23 protein-coding genes are annotated in these 25,612 nt (G+C 70.3%); 12 read left to right on the forward strand and 11 right to left on the reverse strand.

Annotated elements, in window-relative coordinates; translation table 11 throughout:
- The first annotated feature begins 186 nt into the window (after positions 1-186).
- A complete protein-coding gene (metK, locus tag BJY22_RS22415; RefSeq protein WP_167209779.1) occupies positions 187-1,380 on the forward strand; it encodes a methionine adenosyltransferase in 1,194 nt (397 codons plus the stop codon).
- A gap of 72 nt (positions 1,381-1,452) precedes the next feature.
- On the forward strand, positions 1,453-3,471 hold the full coding sequence (locus BJY22_RS22420; protein ID WP_167209781.1) for a primosomal protein N' family DNA-binding protein: 2,019 nt from the start codon (positions 1,453-1,455) through the stop codon (positions 3,469-3,471).
- Between the two features lie 6 nt (positions 3,472-3,477).
- On the opposite strand, the gene BJY22_RS22425 is transcribed toward BJY22_RS22420, so the two are convergent.
- Complete coding sequence (locus BJY22_RS22425; protein WP_167209783.1) at positions 3,478-4,554, reverse strand: phosphotransferase enzyme family protein; 1,077 nt, start codon at positions 4,552-4,554, stop codon at positions 3,478-3,480.
- 192 nt (positions 4,555-4,746) lie between these two features.
- Positions 4,747-5,736, reverse strand: coding sequence for a helix-turn-helix domain-containing protein (locus BJY22_RS22430; protein ID WP_167209785.1), 990 nt, complete (start codon positions 5,734-5,736; stop codon positions 4,747-4,749).
- A 65-nt stretch (positions 5,737-5,801) separates the two neighbouring features.
- Here BJY22_RS22430 and BJY22_RS22435 point away from each other — a divergent pair, with 65 nt between their 5' ends.
- The gene (locus tag BJY22_RS22435; RefSeq protein WP_167209787.1) at positions 5,802-7,013 is read left to right on the forward strand and encodes an MDR family MFS transporter; all 1,212 of its coding nucleotides are present in this window, start codon (positions 5,802-5,804) and stop codon (positions 7,011-7,013) included.
- A 37-nt stretch (positions 7,014-7,050) separates the two neighbouring features.
- Positions 7,051-7,668 carry an HAD family hydrolase gene (locus tag BJY22_RS22440; protein ID WP_167209789.1) on the forward strand — a complete coding sequence of 206 codons (618 nt, stop codon included), beginning with the start codon at positions 7,051-7,053 and terminating at the stop codon, positions 7,666-7,668.
- A gap of 71 nt (positions 7,669-7,739) precedes the next feature.
- Here BJY22_RS22440 and BJY22_RS22445 read toward each other — a convergent pair whose 3' ends face one another.
- Complete coding sequence (locus BJY22_RS22445; protein WP_238351183.1) at positions 7,740-8,867, reverse strand: hypothetical protein; 1,128 nt, start codon at positions 8,865-8,867, stop codon at positions 7,740-7,742.
- Positions 8,867-10,177 (reverse strand): C39 family peptidase, encoded by a 1,311-nt coding sequence (locus tag BJY22_RS22450; RefSeq protein ID WP_167209791.1) that lies wholly within the window; start codon positions 10,175-10,177, stop codon positions 8,867-8,869. Before BJY22_RS22450 ends, BJY22_RS22445 begins: the two co-directional genes overlap by 1 nt.
- 161 nt (positions 10,178-10,338) lie before the next feature.
- Here BJY22_RS22450 and def point away from each other — a divergent pair, with 161 nt between their 5' ends.
- The 4 genes from def to BJY22_RS43015 are packed head-to-tail and all read left to right on the forward strand — an operon-like array spanning position 10,339 to position 14,227.
- The gene (def, locus tag BJY22_RS22455; RefSeq protein ID WP_167209793.1) at positions 10,339-10,887 is read left to right on the forward strand and encodes a peptide deformylase; all 549 of its coding nucleotides are present in this window, start codon (positions 10,339-10,341) and stop codon (positions 10,885-10,887) included.
- Positions 10,884-11,816 (forward strand): methionyl-tRNA formyltransferase, encoded by a 933-nt coding sequence (gene fmt / locus BJY22_RS22460; protein ID WP_167209795.1) that lies wholly within the window; start codon positions 10,884-10,886, stop codon positions 11,814-11,816. The genes def and fmt overlap by 4 nt, the downstream gene beginning before the upstream one ends.
- Positions 11,813-13,186 carry a transcription antitermination factor NusB gene (locus BJY22_RS22465; RefSeq protein ID WP_167209797.1) on the forward strand — a complete coding sequence of 458 codons (1,374 nt, stop codon included), beginning with the start codon at positions 11,813-11,815 and terminating at the stop codon, positions 13,184-13,186. The genes fmt and BJY22_RS22465 overlap by 4 nt, the downstream gene beginning before the upstream one ends.
- Before the next feature lie 48 nt (positions 13,187-13,234).
- On the forward strand, positions 13,235-14,227 hold the full coding sequence (locus BJY22_RS43015) for a DMT family transporter (protein WP_167209799.1): 993 nt from the start codon (positions 13,235-13,237) through the stop codon (positions 14,225-14,227).
- A gap of 39 nt (positions 14,228-14,266) precedes the next feature.
- Here BJY22_RS43015 and BJY22_RS22475 read toward each other — a convergent pair whose 3' ends face one another.
- Positions 14,267-15,247 carry a DMT family transporter gene (locus BJY22_RS22475; protein WP_337758870.1) on the reverse strand — a complete coding sequence of 327 codons (981 nt, stop codon included), beginning with the start codon at positions 15,245-15,247 and terminating at the stop codon, positions 14,267-14,269.
- Positions 15,248-15,347: 100 nt separating this feature from the next.
- Between BJY22_RS22475 and BJY22_RS22480 the strand changes: the two genes are divergently transcribed.
- The 4 genes from BJY22_RS22480 to BJY22_RS22495 are packed head-to-tail and all read left to right on the forward strand — an operon-like array spanning position 15,348 to position 20,665.
- Positions 15,348-16,541, forward strand: a complete 1,194-nt coding sequence (locus tag BJY22_RS22480) for a cysteine desulfurase-like protein (protein ID WP_167209803.1) — start codon at positions 15,348-15,350, stop codon at positions 16,539-16,541.
- Between the two features lie 44 nt (positions 16,542-16,585).
- Positions 16,586-18,178 (forward strand): alpha-amylase family protein, encoded by a 1,593-nt coding sequence (locus tag BJY22_RS22485; RefSeq protein ID WP_167209805.1) that lies wholly within the window; start codon positions 16,586-16,588, stop codon positions 18,176-18,178.
- Entirely contained in the window at positions 18,171-19,388 is a 1,218-nt protein-coding gene (locus BJY22_RS22490) for an ROK family transcriptional regulator (protein WP_167209807.1), read from the forward strand. The genes BJY22_RS22485 and BJY22_RS22490 overlap by 8 nt, the downstream gene beginning before the upstream one ends.
- An 8-nt stretch (positions 19,389-19,396) precedes the next feature.
- Positions 19,397-20,665 carry a glycoside hydrolase family 125 protein gene (locus BJY22_RS22495; protein ID WP_167209809.1) on the forward strand — a complete coding sequence of 423 codons (1,269 nt, stop codon included), beginning with the start codon at positions 19,397-19,399 and terminating at the stop codon, positions 20,663-20,665.
- On the opposite strand, the gene BJY22_RS22500 is transcribed toward BJY22_RS22495, so the two are convergent.
- From BJY22_RS22500 to BJY22_RS22525, 6 genes are all read right to left on the reverse strand, one after another.
- Positions 20,658-21,503, reverse strand: coding sequence for an ABC transporter permease (locus BJY22_RS22500; protein ID WP_167209811.1), 846 nt, complete (start codon positions 21,501-21,503; stop codon positions 20,658-20,660). The genes BJY22_RS22495 and BJY22_RS22500 overlap by 8 nt on opposite strands.
- Positions 21,493-22,413 carry an ABC transporter ATP-binding protein gene (locus BJY22_RS22505; RefSeq protein ID WP_167209813.1) on the reverse strand — a complete coding sequence of 307 codons (921 nt, stop codon included), beginning with the start codon at positions 22,411-22,413 and terminating at the stop codon, positions 21,493-21,495. Before BJY22_RS22505 ends, BJY22_RS22500 begins: the two co-directional genes overlap by 11 nt.
- A gap of 77 nt (positions 22,414-22,490) precedes the next feature.
- Positions 22,491-22,916 (reverse strand): hypothetical protein, encoded by a 426-nt coding sequence (locus tag BJY22_RS22510; RefSeq protein ID WP_167209815.1) that lies wholly within the window; start codon positions 22,914-22,916, stop codon positions 22,491-22,493.
- A gap of 130 nt (positions 22,917-23,046) precedes the next feature.
- On the reverse strand, positions 23,047-23,712 hold the full coding sequence (locus BJY22_RS22515; protein WP_167209817.1) for a response regulator: 666 nt from the start codon (positions 23,710-23,712) through the stop codon (positions 23,047-23,049).
- 47 nt (positions 23,713-23,759) lie between these two features.
- Entirely contained in the window at positions 23,760-24,434 is a 675-nt protein-coding gene (locus BJY22_RS22520) for a response regulator (protein WP_167209819.1), read from the reverse strand.
- A complete protein-coding gene (locus BJY22_RS22525; protein WP_167209821.1) occupies positions 24,431-25,594 on the reverse strand; it encodes a sensor histidine kinase in 1,164 nt (387 codons plus the stop codon). Before BJY22_RS22525 ends, BJY22_RS22520 begins: the two co-directional genes overlap by 4 nt.
- Between the last annotated feature and the right edge of the window lie 18 nt (positions 25,595-25,612).

The following is a 25,612-nucleotide window of genomic DNA, read 5'->3' on the forward strand; positions in this document are numbered from 1 at the left end:
ACCCGTGCCGCCGTCCACAATATGATCGCGGATCTCGCATTCCGGATGAATTCGGAGCGTCACCGGGACGTGGGTGGAAACTGCTGGCATACTTCCCAGATGCATCGCCAACCGCCGGTGCATGGGGGGATCGCGCGGCCGTGTCAACGCGCAGCCGGGCGGCACGAGAGGAACCGAGGGAGAACTGTGGCGAGGCGCCTTTTCACGTCCGAGTCCGTGACCGAAGGTCACCCGGACAAGATCGCTGACCAGATCAGCGACTCCATCCTCGACGCGTTGCTGGCCGAGGACCCGAAGAGCCGGGTCGCGGTCGAGACCCTGATCACCACGGGTCTGGTCGTCGTCGCGGGCGAGGTCACGACGACGGCGTACGTCGACATCCCGGGGATCGTGCGCTCGCGCATCCTCGAGATCGGCTACGACTCGTCGCTGAAGGGCTTCGACGGCGCGTCCTGTGGGGTGCAGGTCGCCATCGGGAGCCAGTCTCCGGACATCGCGCAGGGCGTCGACACGGCGTACGAGTCGCGGTCGGACGCGTCCAGGGACGAGCTGGACCTGCAGGGGGCGGGTGACCAGGGGCTGATGTTCGGCTACGCGTCGAACGAGACGCCGGAGCTGATGCCGCTGCCGATCACGATCGCGCACCGGCTGTCCGAGCGGCTCGCCGAGGTGCGCAAGAACGGCACCCTCGCGTACCTGCGGCCGGACGGCAAGACCCAGGTCACGATCGAATACGACGGCGACAAGGCGGTCCGGATCGACACTGTCGTGGTGTCCAGCCAGCACGCGGCGGACATCAACCTGGAGACGATGCTGACGCCGGACATCAAGAAGCACGTCGTCGACCCGGTGCTCGAGCAGTTCGACATCGACGGCACCGACTACAAGCTGCTGGTGAACCCGACCGGCCGGTTCGAGATCGGCGGCCCGATGGGCGACGCCGGGCTGACCGGGCGGAAGATCATCATCGACACCTACGGCGGGATGGCGCGGCACGGCGGTGGCGCGTTCTCCGGCAAGGACCCGTCCAAGGTGGACCGTTCGGCGGCGTACGCGATGCGCTGGGTGGCGAAGAACATCGTCGCCGCCGGCCTCGCGGACCGGGTCGAGTGCCAGGTCGCGTACGCGATCGGCAAGGCCGCGCCGGTCGGCTTCTACGTCGACACGTTCGGCACCGAGAAGGTCGCGGTGGACAAGATCGCCGCCGCCGTTCGCGAGGTCTTCGACCTGCGGCCGGCCGCGATCATCCGCGACCTGGAGCTGCTCCGGCCGATCTACGCCCAGACCGCGCGGAACGGCCACTTCGGCCGCACCGGCGGGGACTTCACCTGGGAGCGCACCGATCGTGTCGAGGCCCTGAAGGCCGCGGTCGGCAAGTAGTTGTCAGTAGTTGTCCACAGGCGGACGGCAGTGCGGACGCGCACTGTCGTCCCTGCGGACTAGCATTTCCCGGTGACATCGGACTCGCCCGAGCAACTGACGCTGCTACGGGACACTGTGCGCAGATCGCGCACCAAGGAGCCCGCCCCGATCACCGAGACGTTGCCGGTGGCCCGGGTGGCGGTCGATGTCTCGCTCCCGCACCTGGACCGGCCGTTCGACTACCTCGTGCCCGAGGACATGACCGCGGCGGCTCAGCCCGGTGCGCGGGTGAAGGTGCGGTTCGCCGGCAAGGACCACGACGGGTTCGTGCTGGAGCGGCTCGAGGCGTCGGACCACGACGGCAAGCTGGTCCGTCTCCGCAAGGTCGTGTCGCCGGAGCGGGTGCTGACGCCGGAGATCGCCGATCTCTGCCGGGCGGTCGCCGATCGGTACGCCGGGGTGTTCGCGGACGTCACGCGGCTGGCGGTCCCGCCCCGGCACGCGAAGGTCGAGGGGGAGCCGCTGCGGTGCGATCAGCCCGCGCCCCCGCCGGTGTCGACGTCGCGCTCCGAGTGGTCGCCGTACCCGACCGGCTTCCTCGACGCGGTCTCCCGTGGGGAGGGCCCGCGCGCGGTGTGGACCGCGGTGCCGGGGGCCGACTGGACGCTCGCGTTCGCCCAGGCCGCAGCCGTTTGCGCCGCGACGGGCCGGGGTGCGCTGCTGCTCGCCCCCGACGCGCGGGATCTCGAGCGACTGGCCGCCGCGTGCCGGGCGGTGCTGGGTGAGAACGGCTTTGTCACGCTGTCGGCCGACCTCGGCCCGACGGCCCGTTACCGCGCGTTCCTCGCCGCGGCGCGGGGGAGTGCGCGGGTCGTGATCGGCACGCGGGCGGCGGCGTTCGCCCCGGTGGCGGATCTCGGGCTGGTGGCGATGTGGGACGACGGCGACGAGTCGTACGCCGAGCCGCGCGCGCCGTACCCGCATGCTCGGGAAGTTCTGCTGCTGCGGGCGTTCCGGCAGGAGTGTGCGGCGTTGCTCGGCGGGTTCGCGCGGTCCGCGGAGGCGGCGGCGTTGCTCGAGTCCGGGTTCGCGCACGAGCTGATCGCGGACCGGAAGGCGATCCGGGCGGCCGCGCCGTCGGTGCACATCGCGGGCGAGTCGGATATCGACCTTGCGCGTGATCCGGCGGCGCGCGCGGCGCGGTTGCCGCACCGGGCGTTCGAGATCGCGCGCGAAGGGCTGCGGTCCGGGCCGGTGCTGGTGCAGGTGCCGCGCGCGGGGTACTTGCCGAGTTTGGTGTGCCAGACGTGCCGGGCCCCGTCGCGGTGCTCGACGTGCGGCGGAACGTTGCGTCGTACCGGGGGATCCGGGCCGGCGAGCTGCAGTGTGTGCGGCCGGCCGGCCGCGGATCACCGGTGCCCGGAGTGCGGTGACACCCGGATGCGCGCGGCGATCATCGGCGCCCGCCGGACGGCGGAGGAGCTCGGGCGCGCGTTTCCCGGTGTTGTCGTGCGTACGTCGGGCAGCGACAACATGCTGGACGTCGTACCGGACGCGCCGGCGCTGGTCGTCAGCACCCCGGGGGCCGAACCAGTCGCCGAGGCCGGGTACAGCGCGGCGCTGCTTCTCGACACCTGGCTGATGCTCGCGCGCCCGGACCTGCGCGCACCGGAAGAGGCCGTGCGGCGATGGTTCAACGCGGCCGCACTGGTCCGCGCGGGCGGCCCTGTCATTCTCGTCGGTGACCCGTCCGCGCTGCCCCTGCAGGCGATCGTCCGCTGGAGCCCCGAGGGGTACGCGGCCCGCGAGATCGAGGAACGCCGTACGGCGCGCCTCGCCCCGGCCGCCAAACTCGCGGAACTCACCGGCCCGTCCGAATCCGTCAACGACCTCGTCACCCGCCTCCGCGACCTCGTCCCCCCATCCGCCGGCCTCGAGGTCCTGGGCCCGGTAGACGTCGACGACGAAACCGTCCGAGCGGTGGTCCGTACGCCCCGGGCCCACGGCACCACCCTCGTCCGCGCACTGAAGGACGCCCAGTCAGCACGCACCACCAAGAAGAACCCCGGCACAGTCCGGGTCCAGGTCGACCCACCCAGCTTCGGCTGAGCGGCTCTAGCTGCGGAACGCGGCTCTGGTCGCGGCCGCGGTGGTGGTGAAGTACTCCCGCGGCTCGATGAACCACCATTCGTTGAACGGTGCGCCGTTGGTGAGGTCGCGATGGTAGCCGAAGCACACGAGATAGAGCGGCCTGATGTACATCACCCCTTCGAGCCGGTCGAGTTCCTCGTCGGTCAGCTCGACGTGCTTGCGGTACGCCGTGACGACGGCGTTGACGCGCTCCTCGTTGGTGCTTCTCGACGGAGCCCAGTTGCCGGTTCCCCACAGCAGGAAGGCGAGGTCGGCGAGACGCGGTCCGCGCCCCGACGCCTTCCAATTGATGGCCACCGGCCCGTTCTTGCCGATGACCGCGTGACTGGGAGCGTGCAGCAGGTTGCCGTGCAGCAGGCCCTCGGGCAGGCTGTCGCCGTCGTCGGCGGAGCGCACCTGGTCGAGGAGCTGCTCGAACCGTTCGCGATCGGCCGCCCCGACCTTCGTGTCCACCGCGTCGAGAAACGCCAAGCCCGCCAGGAGGTCCTGCCGAGGGGTCCCCATCCGGCGGGGGTCCTCACCACTCGCTCCGCCGGGCCGGCTGACCGACTCGTCGAACGGCAGCGCGTGCAGCCGTCCGAGCAGATCGGCCATGATCGCGAAATCCTCGATGCCGCCCGGAAGCGGCGTGCTGTCGACGAACTCGGTGACGAGGACCGCGCTCCCGTCGAAGTCGGACACCGCGTCGTCGACCGCGAGACGTTCCGCGGGGTAGTCGTGCCGCTCGAGAAAGCGCAGTACCTCGGCGTCGCCCTCGACGTCGGCCCGCGGCCGGGCCGGCGGGAACGCCCGAGCGATCCACGGGGCGCCGTCGGTCCTGTCGATGCGGAAGACGTACGTCTTGTGCACACTGAGCTTCGTCGCCGCGACCGCGTCGATACCGTAGCGGTCCCGAAGGTGGACGAGCAGCCGATCGGCGTCCGGCTCGTGGTAGATGCGGTCGCTCAGACCTTCGAGATCGGTCAGCGCTTCGGTGTACCGCTGGCCGGTCTGCTGGGCGTGCCGCCGTACGACCTTCTTGAAATTGCCGTCCTTCGTCATGACAAGCCTCCTCGTCGACACCTTCGTCCCCCAGTGACGCGGTGTTCAGAGATGGCCTGCTGGCATCAACGACCGAGAGGGCTGATTTCCCCTTCGCCCGATGGAACCCCGACTGGGGCGGATGTCCCACGGCTCGGCGACCGGTCGGCGCCGTCAGCCAATCTCCCCGACGCCCCGGGCGGTTGTCAAGGATCAGGCGGTTGTTGCCAGGGTCGTGGACGCGGAGAGCAGTTGGTGGCCCAGTGCTGTGCGGTGGTAGAGCACTGTGCGGCCGTCGCGATGTGAGGTGACGACGCCGGCGTTGCGGAGGATGCCGAGGTGGACGCTGAGGGTGGGGGCGGAAACGCCCAGCTGGTGGGCCAGGTGAGTCGTCGACATCGGTAGGTCCAGGTGGCTGACGATGGCGGCTCTCGTACGACCGACCAGATCGGCCAGCGGCGAGTCCGTGGTGTCCTGGCGGTCCTCCCACAGGCGGCCGAGGCCGCGTGGGGGATAGGTGATGGTCGGTACGTGCGGCGCACCCGTGACCGCGAGACCGGCCGGCCAGGTGAACACGCACGGCACCAGCAGCAGCCCCTGCCCGCCCATCGGCTCGCCGTCGCAGCAGAACGGGCGGTCGATCTCGACCCGGTCCCCGGTGTAGCGGATCGACGGGTGCAGGTTGCGGAACAGACGCTCGATCCCGCCACTGGCGAGCTCGTCCAGCCGGAACGCGAGGTCGTCCTGCAGCAGCGACCGCATCCGCCGCCAGTCCGGCTCGATCGCCCGCCGCCAGTACGTCTCCAGCGCGGACGTGATCAGGTCGAGCGCCTTCGCCGGCCGCGTGATCAGCCCGGGCAGCATCGGGTGCGGGGTGTCCGTGTTCAGCTTCCCGATCTCGTCCGCCACCAGCTCGTGCGGCGTCGCGGCGATCGCCGCGAGCCCGGACTCCAGGCTGGTCGACCGCCGCGGCGGCGCCGGGGTGAGGAAGTCCGGGATGTACCCGACCGGCGGAATGAGTGCCCTGAGCAACGTCAGGTCGTCACCCTCGATCGTCGGCCGGACCTTCTGCAGCCACGGTCCGTGCACGCTCCGCGCGGTGTTGTTGCTGAGCGCTCGCACACTCGTCACGGCCTCCCAGACCGGCGACAGCGCGAACCGGATCCGCCCGATGTCGCCGGCGGTGAGCCTGATCGTGATCACCCGACAAGATTAGCCCTGAGCCTAATCATCGACAATCTCCTGGATGCTCGCGGAGAGTTGACCCCATGAGCGCAATCGCCGTCGGCACGCCCCGGCCCGCCGCCCTGCCGCGGGCGTTCTGGGCGCTGTGGGTGTGCCAGTTGGTCAACCGGCTCGGCAGCTTCGTCCAACCGTTCCTCGTCCTCTACCTGACCCATGATCGCCACCTCAGCGCGGGTACGGCGGGAGCGGTCGCGGCCGCTGTCGGCGCCGGGACGGTGACGGCCCAGCTCGTCGGCGGTTTCCTCGCCGACCGCGTCGGCCGCCGGCTGACGATGCTGATCTGCTTCTTCGGCACCGGCGCCGCGCTGATCCTGCTCGGGTCGGCGCGTGACATGGCGCTGATCTGGGTGAGCGCGTTCCTGGTCGGGCTGCTCGGTGACCTCTTCCGGCCCGCCGTACAGGCGACCGTCGCGGACCTGCTGCAGCCGGCCGAACGCGTCCGTGCGTACGGGCTGCTCTTCTGGGCGATCAACCTCGGCTTCTCCGTCTCGACCGTCAGCGCCGGAGTCCTGGCGTCGTTGGGTTACGGCCTGCTGTTCTGGGTGAACGCGGCCACGTCGGTGATCGCCGGCCTGGTCATCTGGGCGATGGTGCCGGAGAGCCGCCCGGCGCCCGAGCCCAACGCGGCCGGCCGGTCGCTGCTGCCGGTGGTCGCCCGCGACACCGTGTTCCTGCTGATGGTCCTGATCCAGATCGGCTACGCGACCATCTACATGCAGGGCTATTCGACCCTGCCGCTGGCGATGGCGGGCGACGGCCTGTCCTCGCGGACGTACGGACTGGTGATCGCGCTCAACGGCGTCGTGATCGTGCTCGCGCAGCCGTTCCTCGGCCGGTGGATGGCGAAGCTCGACCGGCCGAAACTGCTCGCGAGTTCGATGCTGGTCGTCGGTCTCGGCTTCGGGCTCGGCGCGGTCGTGCACAGCTGGTGGGGCTATGGGCTGTCGGTCGTGGTGTGGACGATCGGGGAGATCGGGTTCGCCGCGGTCATCGGCGCGGTGTTCGCCGATCTCGCTCCGATCGACCTGCGCGGCCGCTACATGGGCCTGTCCGGCATGGCGTTCGGCGTCGGCACGGTCATCGGCCCGCTCGCCGGCACCAACGCCCTCGAACACCTCGGCCCGACCGTCACCTGGCTCGGGTGCGCCGTACTCGGCGTCGCGATTTTCATCGGCCAGTGCGCACTGGCTCCCGCCCTCCATGCCCGCGCCGCAGCGAACGCGACGACCACATGAGGCAGTCGTTCTCGCCGGGTCTCGTAGGGTTGCGGGTATGACTGAGCGGACGATCGACGCGGTGGTGTTCGACATCGGTGGAGTGGTGCTGGACTGGAATCCGACGTACCTGTACGCCGACCTGATCCCGGACGTGGAGGAGCGGACGCACTTCCTGACCAACGTGGCGACGCCGGCCTGGAACCACCAGCAGGACGAGGGCCGGCCGTGGGCCGAGGCGGTGGCCGAGCTGACCGGCCTGCACCCCGAGCACGCTGAATGGATCGAGGCGTACGACACCGGGTGGCTGAAGATGGTCAAGGGAGTGTTCGAGGACACCGCCGCGGTACTGACCGAGCTGCAGGACGGCGGCGTACCGACGTACGCGCTGACGAACTTCTCCGCCGAGAAGTGGGAGGTCGCGAAGGAGGCGTTCCCGATCCTGACCCGCTTCGCCGGGGAGGTCGTGTCCGGGGTCGAGCAGACCGTGAAGCCCGGCGAGAAGATCTACCGCATCCTGATCGAGCGCTTCGACCTGAACCCGGCGCGGACCTTCTACACCGACGACATGGCCTACAACGTCGACGGAGCACGCGCAGTCGGCCTCGACGCCGAACTCTTCACCGGCGCAGCGGACCTCCGCGACCAGCTCCGCGCCCGCAGGCTGACGGTCTGACGGTACTGCGGTGCGCCGGACCAGGCTGTGCTGAAGTCCGCCACGCTCGTCGGTGAACGCCCGCCGGCGTTCTAGAGTGTGGCGGCGATGGTTTCGGTGTATGTCGGGGTGCTGGCGAGGTAAGCCGCCTCGACATAGACCGTGTTGTCCTGGCATGTCATCGGCGTCAGGGCGACGCCCGGTTTCGCGGCGTACAGCTGCTGGGGTGTAGCGATGCCGGGGCGCCAGCGGTTGATCTGGTACGTCTCCTCGCCGGCCGAGCTGACCGTCCTGGTCTCCCAGAGGATCCAGTGGCCGCAGGCAATGATGGTGTCGGTGACGACGCTGCCGAGGGGGCGGGCGGGGGAGTCGCCGGACTCGCGGACGTACGCCTTGCTCTGGTACTGGTCGGGATCGGCCGCACCGACCTCGGACCACACCGTCGCGCCCTGGAGCGTCGCGCCGCTCCACTGGATGCAGCTCGTTGCCGCGGGCACCGGTCGTGGGGCGCCGCCGGACAGCGCGGCGGTCAGCACGCGCTTGCAGCGGCGGGCGGTCTCCGGCGCGATGATCTCGCTGAACGTCACCGTGTCGGCGGACACCACCGGGTCCGCGACGTACCCGGGCGCGGCGACGCACGTCACGCTGCGGGACTTCAGGGTCGCGAGTTCGGCGACGATCAGGCAGGACCGGTTCTTGGCGTCGGTGGAGCTGTAGGCGAACGTTCCGTCGTACGCGCCGATCTCGGGCTCGGACACCGGCGGAAGCCCGGTCGGTGTGGTGGCCTTGCCGGTGGTGAGGTCGTAGCGGACGATCTTGATCTGCGGATCCGGGCCGTCCGAGCGAATGTCCTCGACCAGTGCCCAACGGTCGTCGATCACGACCGGCGACTGGGCGACGAACCCGGACGCGGGCACATGCCGTACGACGACCTTCCGGGTGGAGCGGTCGGTGATGGTCGTCGTACCGGCCTCGTCGCTGCCGCGCGTGACGACGTACTTGCGCTGCTGGGTGACGAGATGCTCCCCGTTCACCGGCTGCCGCAACACCTTCGCCCACACCGGCAACGCCGTACCGGTGTCCGTCGGTCGGCCCGGTGTGGTGGGGGAGACCGACGGACTCGGCGTTCCTGTGGGTGGCGGCGTGCTGTCCGGTGTGCTGGAGGAGCAGCCGGCCAGCAGGACGACAAGGGTGCCTAAGGCAACGGTACGGCGACGCATCACAACCCGATGTTCTGGAAGGAGTTGGCCAGGGTGGCGTTGAACAGGGCGCTGGCCGGGAGGTTCTTCGGGCCGTCGGTGACGTTGCCGCGGCTGTTGAAGCGGCGCTCGTTGAAGACCTCGAAGATCGCGATGGTGCCCTTCGCCTTGTCGTAGCCGCGGCCGACCTGGTAGTGGCCGCTGTGGTTGAAGGCGAGATAGGGGAAGTACCGCTTGAGCAGTTGCACGTGCTCGATCACCGGGGCCTTGTAGACGCCGAGGTGCTTCTGGTGGACGGTGAAGAAGGTCTGGGTGTTCCAGTTCGAGACGTTCTGCACGATGTAGGTGCCGGCGGACTTCGGCCAGGCGGTCTTCAGGTTCGTCTGCTTCACCATCGCGGAGATCGCCGTACCGGACGTCGTCGTGCCGAGGTCCTTCGACCAGGACGCCTGGGTGTCCTTCTGGTTGTCGTCCGCCCAGTCGATCGACTGGAACGTCGCCGGACCACACCAGTACCCCTTCTCCTGCGAGGTCTGGTACCCCTTCATGATGTACGCCGACGCGGGCGCGGCGACCGGTGCGACCGGAGTCTGCGACGGCACCGGCGTCGGGGTCCCCGCCGTCGGAGCGGTCCGGGTAGGCACGACAGTCGGCGTGCTGGTCGGAGCCGGTGTCGTCGCGTCTGTGGTCGATCGCGTGGTCGGCCGGCCCGGCTCGCCCGGGTGGGGCGGGGTGGCTTCGGCGAGTTCGCGGAGTTCGCGGGCCTTGGCGCGGCCGTTCCAGGCGGCCTGCATCTCGTCCAGTTCGGCGGTGACGCGCTGGCTCTTCGGCATCGCGGCACGCTGGGCCACGAACGTGGCCGGCGTCAGATCACCCGTCGGGATGTCCTGCTCGGCCCCGTCCGCGGCACCGACTCCAGAGTCGTCGGCGGCGCGCAGGCTCGGCTGGGTCATCAGAGCATGGCGGTCGGCCCCGGTCGGCACCTGCGCGACGAAGCCGAGACCGAGACAGTAGTTCTCGCCGTCCAGCTTGAAGCACCGCAGCATGGACGCCGCCTGCGCGGACTCGTCGGCCGACCGCAACTGCATGTCACCCGGCGACGTCTCCGTCACCTGCTGGACCACATCACTCCACGACCGCGCCGCCGGAGCCTCACCGGCGGTCGGAGGTGTCGAGGTGGGCTCCGCGGTTGGGCCGGAGGTGGCGCGGGCCCGGGCCGCGGTGTCGCGGTACTCGGTGTCGCGGGGTTGGTAGGCCTGGGCGGTGAGGGGTGCCTGGCTGAGCAGTGCACCCAGGAGGACCAGAGTTGCCCCCCGTGCTGCTGTGAGCATTGGGTCTCCCGAGCGGCGTGTGACGGTAGTGACTGAGGGTACGCCTGGGACCACAGTACGTGCTTGTGGCAACAATGGGGAGGCCCCTCCCGCGGGGAATCCACCACACGGTCCAACTAGACTGACTCGGTCCCGGTCCGTGGAACCTGTGTGGAGAGTCTGTGTCGGTCCAACCCATCCGTCTGTTCGGCGACCCTGTGCTGATCACCAAGGCCGAGCCGGTCGTCGACTTCGACGCCGAGCTGCGCCGGCTGGTCGCGGATCTCACCGACACCATGCAGGACGCGCCCGGATCCGGCCTGGCCGCGCCGCAGATCGGCGTCGGCCTGCGCGTGTTCACGTACCACGTCGAGGGCGAGCTCGGGCACCTCATCAACCCCGAGCTGACGTTGTCGGCCGACGATCAGTTCGGACCCGAGGGCTGCCTGTCGATCCCCGGCCTGACCTTCGACTGCCGCCGCGCCCAGTCGGTGATCGCGAAGGGCTTCAACATGTACGGCGACCCGGTGGTGATCGAGGGCTCCGACCTGCTCGCCCGCTGCATCCAGCACGAGACCGACCACCTGGACGGCATCCTGTTCGTCGACCGGCTGGACCGTGAGACCCGCAAACAGGCGATGAAGGCGATCCGCGAGGCCGACTGGTCCGGCCTCGGCGGCCCACCCCAGATCAAGGTCTCGCCCCACCCGACGAACGGATTCGGCCTGTGAGAGTTGTCTTCGCCGGTACGCCGGAGCCTGCTGTCACCGCGCTCGAGGCGATTGTTGCCAGTCGCCACGAGCTGGTCGGGGTCGTCACCCGGCCGGACGCGCCGGCCGGGCGTGGGCGGAAGCTGGTCGCGTCGCCCGTCGCGCAGTACGCCGAGGAGCTCGGGGGCATCGAGATCCTGAAGCCGGTCAAGCCGAGCGACCCGGACTTCCTGGCCCGGCTGCGCGAGATCGCGCCGGACTGCTGCCCGGTCGTCGCGTACGGCGGGCTGCTGCCGCAGGCGGCGCTCGACATCCCGCCGCACGGCTGGATCAACCTGCACTTCTCGGTCCTGCCCGCCTGGCGCGGGGCGGCGCCGGTGCAGCACTCGATCATCTCCGGCGACGATGTGACCGGTGCGAGCACGTTCCGGATCGTGAAGGCGCTCGACGCCGGCCCGGTGTACGGCGTACTCACCGAACCGATCGGCCCCGAGGACACCTCCGGCGACCTGCTGCACCGGCTGGCGGTGTCCGGCGCGAAGCTGCTCGTGGACACCCTCGACGGGATCGAGGCCGGCGTACTCGAGGCTCGGGAACAGCCAGGTGACGGCGTGACGCTGGCGCCGAAGATCACGGTCGAGGACGCCGAGCTGGACCTGACCGCGCCGGCCCAGCGGGTCGACCGGCTGGTCCGCGGGTGCAACCCGGCGCCCGGGGCGTGGACGACGTTCCGCGGCGAGCGGTTGAAGGTACTCGCCGTACGGCTCACCGACGACGAGCTGAAGCCGGGCGAGCTGCGAGCGACGAAGTCGAGCGTGCGCGTCGGCACCGGCAGTAAGGCGGTCGAGCTCGTCACGGTCCAGCCGCAGGGCAAGAAGCCGATGGCCGCGCCCGACTGGGCCCGCGGTGTCCGCCTCACCGACGAGGACCGGCTGGGACCCGCGGCGTGACCGACAGGAATCCGCGGAATCGGGCGCCGCAGCGGCGGCCGGATCGGGTACGGCGGGTTGCGTACCAGGTGATCCGGCAGGTGACGGCCGAGGGCGGATACGCGAACCTGGCGCTCAACAAGGCACTCCGCGAAGCGCGGCTGGGCGGTCGTGACGCCGCGTTCTGCACCGAACTGGTGCACGGAACGCTGCGCTGGCAGGGCACGTACGACGCTTTCCTGGCGCGGAGCGTGTCGCGCGCTCTCGAGGATCTCGATCCTGAGCTGCTCGATCTGCTGCGGCTCGGATCGCACCAGTTGCTGAACATGCGCGTCGACTCGTACGCCGCGGTGTCGGAGATGGTCACGCTGACCCGTTCGGAGCTCGGTCAGAAACGCACCGGCCTGGTCAACGCCGTACTCCGCAAGATCAGCCAGCGCACGCTCGACCAGTGGATCGCCGCCGTCGCGCCCCCGCTGGACGAGGACCGCCTGGGTCACCTCGCGATCGCCAACGCACACCCGCGTTGGGTGATCGAAGCCTTCGATCGCGCACTCGAGGGGTCTGGGCTGGAGGAGCTTCTCGTCGCGGACAACGAGCCGCCGCGGGTGACGTTGGTGGCGCGGCCGGGGCTGGCCGACGTGGACGAGCTGGTAGCAGCCGGTGCGACGCCGGCGCGGTGGTCGCCGTACGGCGCGGTGCTGGACGCGGGTGGTGATCCGGGCCGGATCGCGGCGGTCGCCGGCGGGCGGGCCGGCGTACAGGACGAAGGTTCGCAGCTGGTCGCGATCGCGCTGGCGTCGGCGAAGGTCGACGGGGACGACACCAACTGGCTCGATCTGTGCGCGGGACCTGGCGGCAAGTCCGCGCTGCTCGCCTCGCTGATGCAGGACGGGCAGCTGACCGCGGTCGAGCCGCTCAAGCACCGCGCGGAGCTCGTCCGCCAGAACCTGCGCGCCGCTCCCGGCAACCACAAGGTGCTTGTCGGCGACGGAACGAAGCCGACCTGGCCGGCGGGTTCGTTCGACCGCGTGCTGGCCGACGTACCGTGCAGTGGCCTCGGAGCGCTGCGCCGCCGTCCGGAAGCCCGCTGGCGCCGTACGCCGGAAGACGTCGAAGAGCTGCGCCCGCTCCAGGAAGCACTGCTCGACTCGGCCGTCACGTCCGTTCGCCCGGGTGGCGTGGTCGCGTACGTGACCTGCACGCCGCACCCGGACGAGACCCGTGCGGTCGTCGACGCCGTTCTCGCCCGGCGCGACGACGCGGTGCTCGAGGATGCGCGGCCGCTGTTCCCCGGCGTACCGGATCTGGGGGAGGGCCCCGACGTCCAGCTGTGGCCGCATCTGCACGGCACCGACGCGATGTACCTGGCGCTGATCCGGCGCTCATGATCCGGACCCACTGTCAGGCGCTACCGGTCGAACGGTCATGATAGTGATGTGACAACAACCGCTACCCGTCCCGCAGGCTCGACCCGGCAGCACCATCTCGTCGGCCTCGTCTCCGCCTTCGGGATCGGGATGCTGGTCGCGGTCCAGTCACGGCTGAACGGTGAGCTCGGCGGCATCCTGGGCGACGGGATCACGGCCGCGCTGATCTCGTTCGGCTCCGGTCTGCTGATCCTGCTGATCGCGACCGGGGTCGTGCCGCGGGTCCGGCGTGGTCTCGGCAACGTCTGGCGTGCGATCAGGACGCCGATGCGTGGGTACGGCGGCCTGCGCTGGTGGCAGTGCATCGGCGGGGTCGCGGGCGCGTTCCTCGTCGCGACGCAGTCCATCACCGTGTCGGTGATCGGCGTCGCGGTGTTCCTCGTGGCCGGTGTCGCCGGGCAGGCGATCAGCAGCCTGGCGGTGGACCGTCTCGGGTTCGGTCCGGCCGGTCCGCAGCCGCTGACCGCGGTACGCATCGTCGGCGCGCTCGTCGCGCTGGTTGCGGTCGCCCTGGCGGTGTCGGACCAGTTGAGTCACCCCGACGGGCTGGTGCTCGCGATCCTGCCCGCGCTCGCCGGTGTCGGTACGGCGGTGCAGCAGGCGATCAATGGGCGCGTCGCCCGGACCGCCTCCTCCGACGCGTACGGCGCGGTCGCGGCCGGAGTCGTCAACTTCCTGGTCGGATTCGTCGCGCTGCTGATCGTCTTCGTCGTCGATCTCGCGCTCCGCGGCGCGCCTCGTGCCCTGCCGAGCGAGCCCTGGTTGTACCTCGGCGGCGCCTGCGGTGTCGTCTTCATCAGCGCGGCGGCCGCCGTGGTCCGGGTCGTCGGCGTCTTCGTACTCGGTCTCGGCACCATCGCCGGGCAACTGATCGCGAGCCTGTTCATCGACGTCTTCGTGCCCGTCGCCGACAAGCCGGTCACGGCCCCGGTCGTCGCCGGCACCTTGCTCGCGCTCGTCGCAGTCGCCGTCGCCGCCGTACCGAACCTCCGCCACACCTGACCCCAGCGAACCCTCCAGTTCGGTGGGCAAGTGTCCTGGTCAGGTGGCGGGGGCCTCGGCCGGGAGTACGCGCTTGCGGCGGAGCGGGTTGAGGAGGCCCTGGGATACGGCGACGCCGAGCAGTACGACGAGGCCGCCGACGGGCTGGTACCAGGTGATGTGTTCGTGCAGGACGATCACGCCGACGAGGATCGAGAACACCGGCATCAGGTACGTGACCATCGACGAGCGGCTGGCGCCGATCAGCCGGATGTTGCGCATGCTGAGCACGAACGCGAGCCCGCTGCCCAGCGCCCCGAGCGCCAGAACGCTCAGCACCACCTCGGGCGACAGCGACCACGGCGCGGGCGGCGCCTGGCCGGTCACCAGCGGAGCAACGATCGCCAGCTGGACCGTTGCGCAGAGCAACAAGCTCGCAGACAGCTCCGTACCGGACAACGCCATCCCGGCCAGGAACCGTTTCTGGTAAGGGATCGCGAGCCCGTAGAAGAACGCCGCCAGCATGCACAGCCCCTGCCCGAGGAGATCGGCTCCACCCTGCACGCGCCACGCCCCGAGCACGACGAGCATGCCGACGAACCCGATCAGCAACCCGAATCCGCGCTGCGCGGAGAACCTCTCGGTCCGGAAGATCAGCACCGCGATCGGCAGCACGATCAACGGGGTGATGCCGTTCCAGATCCCCGCGAGCAACGACGGGATGCGCTGCTCGCCGTACCCGAACAGGGTCCACGGGATCGCCGACCCGATCGCCCCGACCACGAACGAGTGCGCCCACAACCTCGGGTCCCGCGGCAGCCGCTCGCGCTTCACGACCAGGATCGCGACCAGTACGACCGAACCCGCGAGCACCCGCCCGAGCGCCAGGTAGAGCGGCGGCAGCTCACGCACGCCGACCGAGATGAACAGGAAGCTGCAGCCCCAGATCGCGGCCAGGGCCAGCATCGTCGGAAGCCAGGCCCGGACCGGGGCGCTGGACGCGGAGTCAGGAGGGGTGTCAGGAGTCGTTGCCGTGCTCACTCCTGACATCCTGCACTACGTCGCCGACAGTTCGCGCATTTTTATCCGTAATCGGGCACGCGGTGGCGGCCGCTGTCAGGGGTGAGAGAGGATGACGCTCATGAGTGCCTTCGACGTGGTCGCCGTCCGGAAGCAGTTCCCCGCGCTCGACGAGGGTGCGGCGCATTTCGACGGGCCGGGTGGTTCGCAGACGCCGCAGGCCGTTGCCGACGCGGTGGCGCGGACCATGACGTCGGCGCTCGCGAACCGCGGGCAGCTGACGGCGGCGGAGCGCCGCGCGAACGAGATCGTGGTCGGTGCGCGCACCGCGATGGCCGACCTGCTCGGCACCACCGCGCAGGGGATCGTGTTCGGGCGCAGCATGACGCAGCTGACGTACGACTTCTCGCGCGCGCTCGCCAAGACGTGGAGCGCGGGCGACGAGGTGATCGTCACCCGGCTCGACCACGACGCGAACGTCCGCCCCTGGGTGCAGGCCGCGGAGGCCGCCGGCGCGACGATCAAGTGGCTCGGTTTCGACCCGGAGACCTCCGAGCTCGACGACATCGCGCCGCTGCTCACCGACCGCACCCGCCTGGTCGCGGTCACCGCCGCCTCCAACCTGCTCGGCACCCGTCCCGACACGCAGAAGATCGCCGACCAGGTCCACGAGGCCGGCGGCCTGATCTATGTCGACGGCGTCCACCTGACCGCCCACGCCGCGATCGACGCGCGGTACGCCGACTTCTTCGCGTGCTCGCCGTACAAGTTCTTCGGACCGCACCTCGGCGCCCTGACCGCGGCGCCCGAACTGCTGGAGACGCTCCGGCCCGACAAGCTCCTGCCGTCGACGGACGCCGTACCGGAGCGGTTCGAGTTCGGCACGTTGCCGTACGAGCTTCTCGCGGGGACCACGGCCGCGGTGGACTTCATCGCCGGCCTCGGCGGCTCCGGCGGCACCCGCCGCGAGCGCCTGGTCAGCTCGCTCGAGCTGGTCGAGGAGCACGAGGACGGTCTCCGTGACGACCTGGAGCGCCGGCTGCGGGCGATTCCCGGCGTCACGCTCTACGGTCACGCCGCGAGCCGCACGCCGACACTGCTGTTCACACTCGACGGCCACACCCCGGCCGCCGTCGCGGAACAGCTCGCCAAGGCCGGCGTGAACGCACCAGCCGGCTCGTTCTACGCCTACGAGCCCGCCCGCCACCTCGGCCTCGGCCCGGCCGGCGCGGTCCGCGCCGGTCTCGCGCCGTACAACGACCAGTCGGACGTCGACCGTCTCGTGGCCGCGGTGTCCGCCTTGACCGGCTCCTGAAGGACTAACTAAAGTCCCTGGGGAAATTAACCCGAGGGAGTCAGGTGAGAGAACCGAGCGCTGTCTTCGTCCAGGCGGATCCCTCGGACGGTCCGATCACAGCGACACGCTCAGGCACGACCTGGTCGGCCGCCGGCGCCACGATCAGCTGGAACGACGGCGCCGTCGAGGTCACCGCCCCCCGGATCTCCCGGGTGGCGCTGCGCTGGTCGGAGAAGCTTCCGGCCGAGGCGCTGATCCTCGGCGACGCGTGGGAGCGTTCGTACGGCGACCTGCAGTGGCGCCACCGGCAACCTGAGCGCTTGCTGCCCTGGTACTTCCTCGCCCACGACCCACGGACGGGCAGTACGAGCGGCGCCGGCGTCGACGTACAGCCGAACGCGTTCTGTGCGTGGACGGTCGACGGCGACGGGTTCACGCTGTGGCTCGACCTGCGCAACGGCGGCGGTCCCACGCATTTGGACGGTCGTACGCTGACGGCGGCGATCGTGCGACGATTCAAGGACGCGGGCACACCGTGGCAGACGCTGAACGCAGCAGTCGCCACCATGAGCACCCGGTTACCGGCGCGACCTGAGCCCGCGCCGGTAGCCGGGCCTGACATAGGGCCCGTAGTGGGTGCGAACAACTGGTACTACGCCTACGGCGAGAACTTCGACGAGAAGGCGGTCCTGCAGGACGCGGCCACGATCGTCGAGCTCGCCGACGGTCACCCGGTGAAGCCGTTCAGCGTGGTCGACGACGGCTGGTACCCGGGCGGCATCGCGTCCGGCGGCCCCTGGGACCGCGGCACGCCGGGTGTCTTCGACGATCTCGCCGGTACGGCGGCCGCGATCAAGGCGATCGGTGCGCGCCCGGGGCTGTGGTTCCGCCCGCTGATGGTCCGCGAGCCCGGCCCGTGGGCGTCGACGGTCCCGCACCACCGGCCCGGCCGCGCGTTCGACCCGTCGTACCCCGAGGTCCTCGACGGGGTCCGCTCGGATCTGCAGCGGTTCAAGGACTGGGGCTTCGAGCTGGTCAAGCACGACTTCAGCACCTTCGACATCTTCGGAGCCTTCGGCCCGGCAATGGGGTCCCGGCTGACCGCCGCCGGCTGGCAGTTCCACGACCCTACGAGGACCACGGCCGAGATCATCCTCGCGTTCTACCGCGAGATCCGGGCCGCCACGCAGGACATGGTCGTGATCGGCTGCAACACCGTCGGCCACCTCGCCGCCGGGCTGGTCGACGTACAGCGGACCGGCGACGACACGTCCGGACGGGACTGGGAGCGGACCCGGAAGATGGGCGTGAACACGCTCGCGTTCCGCCTCCCGCAGCACAACCGGTTCTTCACCGTCGACGCCGACTGCGTCCCGTGCACGCCGCAGACGCCGTGGGAGCTGAACGAGCGGTTCCTCGACCTGGTCGCGCGATCCGGTACGGCGTTGTTCCTGTCGATCGACCCGGCGGCCCGGACCGCGCGCACGGACCGGGCGTTGCGGGCCGGGATCCGCCTCGCCCTCGACGGCGGTACGGCGGACGGGATGGAGCCCACCGACTGGCTGGTGAACACCACGCCCAACGACTGGCGCGCCGGCGGCGAGACGATCCACTACGACTGGTCCCAGCCCTGGGGTGCCGACCCGAATGGCTAGGCGGGGGACGAATCTGGATCGCGTCGGGGGATTCAACGACGCCGTCGTACTGGACGCGATCCGCCGCAGCGAGCAGCTCAGCCGGGTGGAGCTCGCGGAGGTGACCGGCCTGTCGGGGCAGGCCATCTCCAACATCGCGCGCCGCCTGCTCGACGCCGGCCTGGTCCGCGAGGCCGGCCGGCTGCGCGGCGCGGGCCTCGGCAAGCCGCGAACCCTGCTCGAACTCGAGCCCACCGGCCGCTACTCCGTCGGCGTGCATCTCGATCCGTCGGTCGTCACCGTCGTCCTCCTCGACCTCACCGGCGAGATGGTCGCCCGGCGGCCGGTCGACCAGTACGCCGACGACCCCGACCTGCTGATCGACGGCATCGCGAAGACGATCGAGGAGGTGATCGCCGAGTCCGGCGCCCTCCGCGAGCGGGTCACCGGTGTCGGGATCGCCGCGCCCGGGCCGATCGACGTCGAGCGCGGCGTGGTCGTCGACCCGCCGAACCTGTCCACGTGGCACCTGGTCCCGCTCCGCGACGCGCTGGGTGAGCGGACCGGGTTGCCGGTCGTGCTGGACAAGGACGTCACCGCCGCGGCCTCCGCGGAGAAGTGGGCCGGCCGCGGCGGCAGCTTCCTGTTCTTCTACCTCGGTACCGGCGTCGGCGCCGGGCTGGTGGTCGGCGACGAGGTGATCCGCGGCTCGTCCAGTAACGTCGGCGAGATCGGGCACGTGATCGTCGATCCGGACGGCCCGGTCTGTTACTGCGGCCGCCGCGGCTGCGTCGGCGAGTCCAGTCAGCCGCGCTATCTGGTGCAGGAGGCGGTCGCGGCCGGAGTACTTGCCGCAGGCATCGACCTCGACGACCGGCCCGCGGTGGACGAGGCGTTCGCCCGGCTGTGCGCGCTCGCCGCCGAGGGCACCTCCGCTGCGCGCGAGATCGTTGTGCGGCTCGCCGGACGGATCGCCAAGGTGGTCGAGGACATCGCGAACCTGCTCGACCTGGACCGCGTGGTCTTCGGCGGACCCCACTGGGAACCGCTAGCCCCGGTCCTCGGCGACGCCGTCCGCGACGCGCTCGAAGGACGTTTCCTGCTGCGGGCGGTGCACCCGTTCGAGGTCACCGGTACGGCGCTCGGCACGGACGTCGGCGCGATCGGCGCCGCGAGCCTGGTCCTCGACCGGACCTTCTCTCCCAACCCCTCAGTCGTCGGTGAAAGGTGAATGTGTTCATGATCGACCCCGAGGTCCTCGTCCGCGCCACGGCCGCCGTACAGCGGGCCACCGGCGACGAGGCGATCGCGGAGATGTTCCGGCGTTCGATGGCCGAGAACCTGCCCGCGGTCGCCGAGCGGCTGCCGGACGGGACGACGTTCGTGCTCACCGGCGACATCCCGGCGATGTGGCTGCGTGACTCGGCGGCCCAGCTGCGCCCGTACCTGCTGCTGTGCAAGGACGATCCGGGGCTGCAGGACGTCCTGATCGGCGTCCTGCACCGCCAGCTCGAGTACGTCGTACTCGACCCGTACGCGAACGCCTTCAACAAGGAGCCGAACGGCGCCGGCCACGTCACCGACGAGACCGAGATGTCGCCGTGGGTGTGGGAACGCAAGTACGAGATCGACTCGCTGTGCTTCCCCCTGGAGCTCGCGTACCGGCTGTGGCGGATCACCGGCCGCGCGGACGTGATCGACGACCGGTACCGGGCCGCGGCCGAGGCGATCGTGGAGCTGTGGACCGTGGAGCAGGACCACGAGGCGCGGTCGACGTACCGCTTCCAGCGTCACGACGACCGCGACTCTGACACGCTGGTCCGCGAGGGGCGCGGACGGCTCACCCGGCCGACCGGGATGTCGTGGAGCGCGTTCCGGCCGAGTGACGACGCCACGGAGCTGGGCTTCAACGTGCCCGGCAACATGTTCGCGTCCGTGGTGCTCGGGTACCTGGAGGAGATCGCGACCGAGGTACTGCGGGACGAGCCGCTGGCCGATCGCGCGAAGGCACTGAAGGCCGAGATCGACGACGGAATCGCGCAGTACGGGACGGTCGACCATCCTGTGCACGGCCGGGTTTTCGCGTACGAGGTCGACGGGCTGGGGGAGTCGTTGCTGATGGACGACGCCAACATGCCGAGCCTGCTGTCGATCCCGCTGACCGGGTACGCCGCCGCGGACGACCCGACGTACCTCGCGACACGTTCGTTGCTGCTCAGCCCGGAGAACCCGTACTACTACAGCGGAACGGCGGCCGCTGGTATCGGCAGCCCGCACACCCCGCCGCGGTACATCTGGCACATCGCCCTTGCGGTCCAGGGGATCTCGAGTACGTCGGCGGAGGAGCGCCAACGGTTGCTGGAGCTCCTCCGTGACACGACGGGCGGGACCGGACAGATGCACGAGGGCTTCGACGTCGACGACCCCACGCAGTACACCCGGGAATGGTTCTCCTGGGCGAACGCGATGTTCTGCGAACTCGCCCTGGTCCACGCCGGGATCAAGTGACGTCCCGGCGGCGCGTGGTCCAGGCCGCGAGGACGGCGAACACCGCGCAGTAGCCGACCAACGTCAGGAGGGCGCGTCCGCCGCCGACCGCGTCCCGCACGCCAGGGGGCGCGTCGGCGGCCGCCATTCCGGTCACGCTGAAGACGAGGGAGCCGGCGTTCGTGCCGGGCAGCGCGTTGGCGAGCCAGTCCAGGCTCGGCAGCAGGCTGCTCACGACACCGGCCAGCAGCGTCTCGATGCCGAGGATCCACACGACGCCGAGGCCGATCGGCAGCGCGACGTTGCGGAAGGCAACGGCCAGGACGGCGCCGGCCAGGCACCACATCATCAGAACGAGCCAGCCGCCGGCCAGGCCTTGCACGAGATCGCCGGCGGTCGGCCAGCTCATCGAGGCGTCCTCAGCGGCGGCGACACCGACGCTGCTGAGTGCGCAGGCGGCGAAGATCCCGAGCACCCAGAGCGCGATCATTGTGCCGAGCGCGAGGCACTGGGCGCCGAGGATCGTGAGGCGTTGCGGGCGCTGGGTGAGCACCGTCTTGAGCGTTCCCCAGGTGTACTCGCCGCCGATCACGATCGCGCCGAGCACCAGCGCGAGCGCGCCGGCGAAGATCGGGTAGCCGCCGATCGTGTTGTCCACGACGCGTTCCGGCAGCATGCCGCGGAGGATCTCGGCGCGCGGTACGCCGTCGGTCTGCTGGTTGTCGTCGCCGGTGGCGTAGCCCAGGTACGGCAGCAGGTAGCCGAAGATCAGGCTCAGCACGAGGCCCGCGCCGAACAGCACCCAGACCGCGGATCGTTTCCGGAGCTTCAGCAGTTCGGCCCGGTAGCTACCCAACATCGGTCTTCTCCTCTGCGCTGAGTTCGGGTGCGAGCTCGGCGGTCAGTTCGAAGAAGATGTCCTCAAGCGCGCGTTCGGTCATGTGCAGCTCGGACACCTCGATCCCGGCCTCGACCAGCGTGCGGTTCACCTCGGCGGCCTGTGCCGGATCCACCTGCACCCGGAGCGTGTCGTCGTACTGGTGAACGTTGCCGAAGCGCGTCAGGAGCCGTTGTGCGTGCTCGCGCGGCGTGGCGCGGACGACGAGTTCCTGTTCGCCGCGGAGCTCGTCGACGTTGTGCTCGGCAACCATCCGGCCGGCGTTGATGATGCCGACCCGGTCGCAGATCTGCTGTACCTCGCCGAGCAGGTGGCTGGACAGCAGGACGGTGCGGCCGCCGGTGCCGAGATCGCGGATCAGGCGGCGCATGTCGCGCATGCCGGCCGGGTCGAGCCCGTTGGTCGGCTCGTCGAGGATCACCAGCTCCGGGTCCTTCAACAGCGCCGCGGCCACACCGAGCCGTTGCTTCATCCCCAGGGAGTACGTCGAGAACCGGTCCTTCGCGCGATCCGCCAGGTCGACAAGCTCGAGGACCTCGTCGATCCGCTGCCGCGACACACCGGCGTACTCGGCCAGCAGCCGGAGGTTGTCGAGGCCGGACAGGTACGGGTAGAACGCGGGCGACTCGATCATCGACCCGGTCCGCCCCAGTACGCCGGCCTCACCCGGGCGCCCGCCCAGCACGCGGACGCTCCCACTCGACGGAGCGATCAGCCCCGTGAGGATCCGCAGCGTGGTCGTCTTTCCCGCCCCGTTCGGCCCCAGGAACCCGTAGATCTCACCCGGCAGCACCGTCAGATCGACACCGTCAACCGCGAGAGTGTCGCCGTACCTCTTCGTCAGCCCACTGACCTCAACTAGCGCATCCATACCCCCGAGGTTGCCGGTCCGGGCGTGTTCCCCGCGTCGCCTCGGGGGAGTGACCGCACCTACCCCATCCGGAGTACTCAGCTGCTCGGATTGGTCTCCAGGCGGTGGACACTTCCGGCCGCCAGTGCGTCGGCCACGTGCTGTACGCCGCTGCGGATCAGGTCGCCGTATGCGCCTTCAGGTAGTTCGGGGAGGTTTGCGCGGGCGGCGTACAGGTGCTCCTCCGCCTCCTGCGTCCGCGCGAGCCGGCGGTAGTCGTCGGCCAGATTCAGGTGCAGTGACGGGAGCCACCCGGCGTCCTCCACGACCTCCAGCGCACGGAGGTCCCAGAACAGCTCGTCCTCGGTGTCGTCCTGCACATCCGCTAGATAGTGCGCGATCGCGCACCGCGTCTGCCGGTCGTCGCATTCTTCCCACAGGGCGGTGAGCCGGATACGGGCGGCTTCACGATCGCCGGAGCGGCCGAGTTCGACAGCCGCGGTGATCTCCTCGAGGTGCATCATGCGAGCACCGTCGACCCTCGACCCACTAGAAGGTCAACCCGGAAAGAAGTTTGCACATACTGCCAGAAATGTTCCGCAAAGCGGCGGTCGGGCAGTCACCAGCGCGCGAGGGTGAACCCGGCCGGCAGACTCAACCCAGCCAGCCGGGGCGGACGAGGCCGGTTTGGTAGGCGACGACCACGAGTTGGGCGCGGTCGCGGACGCCTAGTTTGATCATGGCGCGGCTGACGTGGGTCTTGGCCGTTGCCGGGCTCAGGACGAGTCGTGCGGCGATCTCGTCGTTCGACAGGCCCTCGCCGACGAGCGCGACGATCTCCTTCTCGCGTTCCGTGAGTACGTCGAGTTCCTTGCTCGCATGCGGTTGCCAGGACCGCGACGCGAACTCCGCGACCAGCCGCCGCGTCACCCCGGGCGACAACAGCGCGTCCCCGCGGGCGACCACCCGCACCGCCTGCAGCAGTTCGACCGGCTCGGTGTCCTTCACCAGGAACCCGCTCGCCCCGACCCGCAGCGCCTCGAACACGTACTCGTCCAGGTCGAACGTCGTCAGGATCACCACGTGCACGTCGGCCAGCTCGGGATCCGCGCCGATCTGCCGCGTCGCCTCCAGACCGTCCGTACCGGGCATCCGGATGTCCATCAGCACGACGTCCGGCTTCTCGCGCCGCGCCACGACGACCGCTTCCGCGCCGTCGGACACCTCACCGACGACCGTGATGTCGTCCTCGGCGTTCAGCAGCGACCGGAACCCGGCTCGCACCAACGCCTGATCATCCGCCAGCAGCACCCGAATCATGCGCTGGAGCATAGATGACCCGGGGACCCGTGGCACCCCGTCATGGGTCAGGCGAGCCCGGCGTCGTGCGCGAGGAGGGCGACCTGCGTCCGGTTGCCGAGCTCCAGTTTGGTGAGGATGTGCGAGATGTGCGCCTTGACGGTCGCCAGGCTCATGAACAGCTCCGACGCGATCTGCGCGTTCGCCTTGCCCTGCGCGACCGCGAGCATCACGTCGTACTCCCGCGGTGACAGCCGACGTAGCTTCTCCTGCGCGATCGTGTGCGCGTCGGCCTGGGTGGCGGCGCGGTCCATCAGCCGCCGGGTGATCGCCGGCGACAAGATGGGGTCACCGGCCGCGACCCGTCGTACGGCGTCGACGATCTGGGCCGGGGGAGTGTCCTTGAGCAGGAACCCGCTGGCGCCGGCGCGGAGCGCGTGCAGCACGTTCTCGTCGGTGTCGAAGGTGGTGAGGACGACGACGTCGGGCGGATTCGTCCGGGCGCGCAGCCGGCGGGTCGCGACGATCCCGTCGACGCGGGGCATCCGCAGGTCCATCAGCACGATGTCGGGGAAATGGGCGTCGACGGCGGCCGGTACTTCGTCCCCGTCGGCGGCCTGCCCGACGACCGAGATGCCGTTCGCGCCGTCGAGCATCATCTCCAGGCTGGCCCGGACCAAAGCGTCGTCGTCCACCACCAGGACCCGGATCGGTGTCTGGTCGGTGGCCGCCGGTTCGCTCATGAAGGCCACGGTAGCGAGGCCTCGAGCCGGAAGCCGCCACTGGGCATCCGGCCGTGGTCGAGCGTGCCGCCGGCGAGTTGGACCCGTTCGGTCAGTCCGGCGAGACCGGTTCCGCTGCCTGGTGTGAGCGGCGTGCCGTTCGCGGAGGCCGGGTTCGTGAGCTCGATCCGCAGGCCGTCGCCCGGTCGTCCGGTCACCGTCACGGTCACCGGGTGGCCGGCGGCGTGTTTGCGGGCGTTCGTGAGACCTTCCTGGACGACCCGGTACGCCGTCCTTCCCGTTGCCGGTGGCAACGAGGTGGCATCCGCGACCTGATCGTCGTACCTGATGGTGGTGCCCGCGTCGCGCGACTCGTCGACCAGTGCGCGCAGGTCGCCGAACGTCGGTTGCGGACGCCCTTCGTAGACGTCCTCGTCGCGCAGGACGTTGATGACCTCGCGGAGCTCGCCGAGTGCCTGGTGTACGCCGGTACGGATCACGCCGGCCGCCTTCGCCAGCTTCTCCGGCGACGAGTCCGGGCGATACTCGAGCGCCCCGGCGTACGTCGCGAGCAGGGACAGGCGATGCGCCAGTACGTCGTGCATCTCGCGCGCCATCTTGGTGCGCTCGAGGGACCGCGCTTCGGCGACCCGGCGACCCTGCTCTGCCTCGGCTCTGCGGGCACGTTCTCGGAGTGACTCCAGCAGTTGCCGGCGGGCCTGGGCGCCCTGACCCCAGCCGAGGAGTGCGGCGTGGACGACGACGTCCAGTACGGCGAACCAGAGGAACGGGAGGCCGTGGATCGGTTGCCACAGGCCCTGGATCAGGTGCGCGACCGTGCCGGCCGCGGCAACGAGGAGGGCGGTGCGGAAGGGGCGGCGCATGGCCACGGTCAGGGTGCCGACGGTGGCGGGTGGGGTGGCGGCGGGGGAGAAGACCGCGAGTACTGCCAGCGCGATCGCGCCCGGCACCGGGCGGCGGATCACCAGCGGGATCAGCGCGACCGCGGCCAGCCCGACCGCGATGTCGAGCACCAGAAACCCGCGGTGCTCCGGATCCGGTATCCGCCCGACGATCGTCAGCGCGACCAGCATTGCCACGGCGCCGACAGCGACGAGCTCGACCGAACGCGACGACCTCCGCGTCTCCTCGGGTCGCTCCGGCGCGCACAACTCCTCCATGCCGCCGAGACTAGGCGG

The organism is Kribbella shirazensis (genome assembly GCF_011761605.1).
Classification (GTDB): domain Bacteria; phylum Actinomycetota; class Actinomycetes; order Propionibacteriales; family Kribbellaceae; genus Kribbella; species Kribbella shirazensis.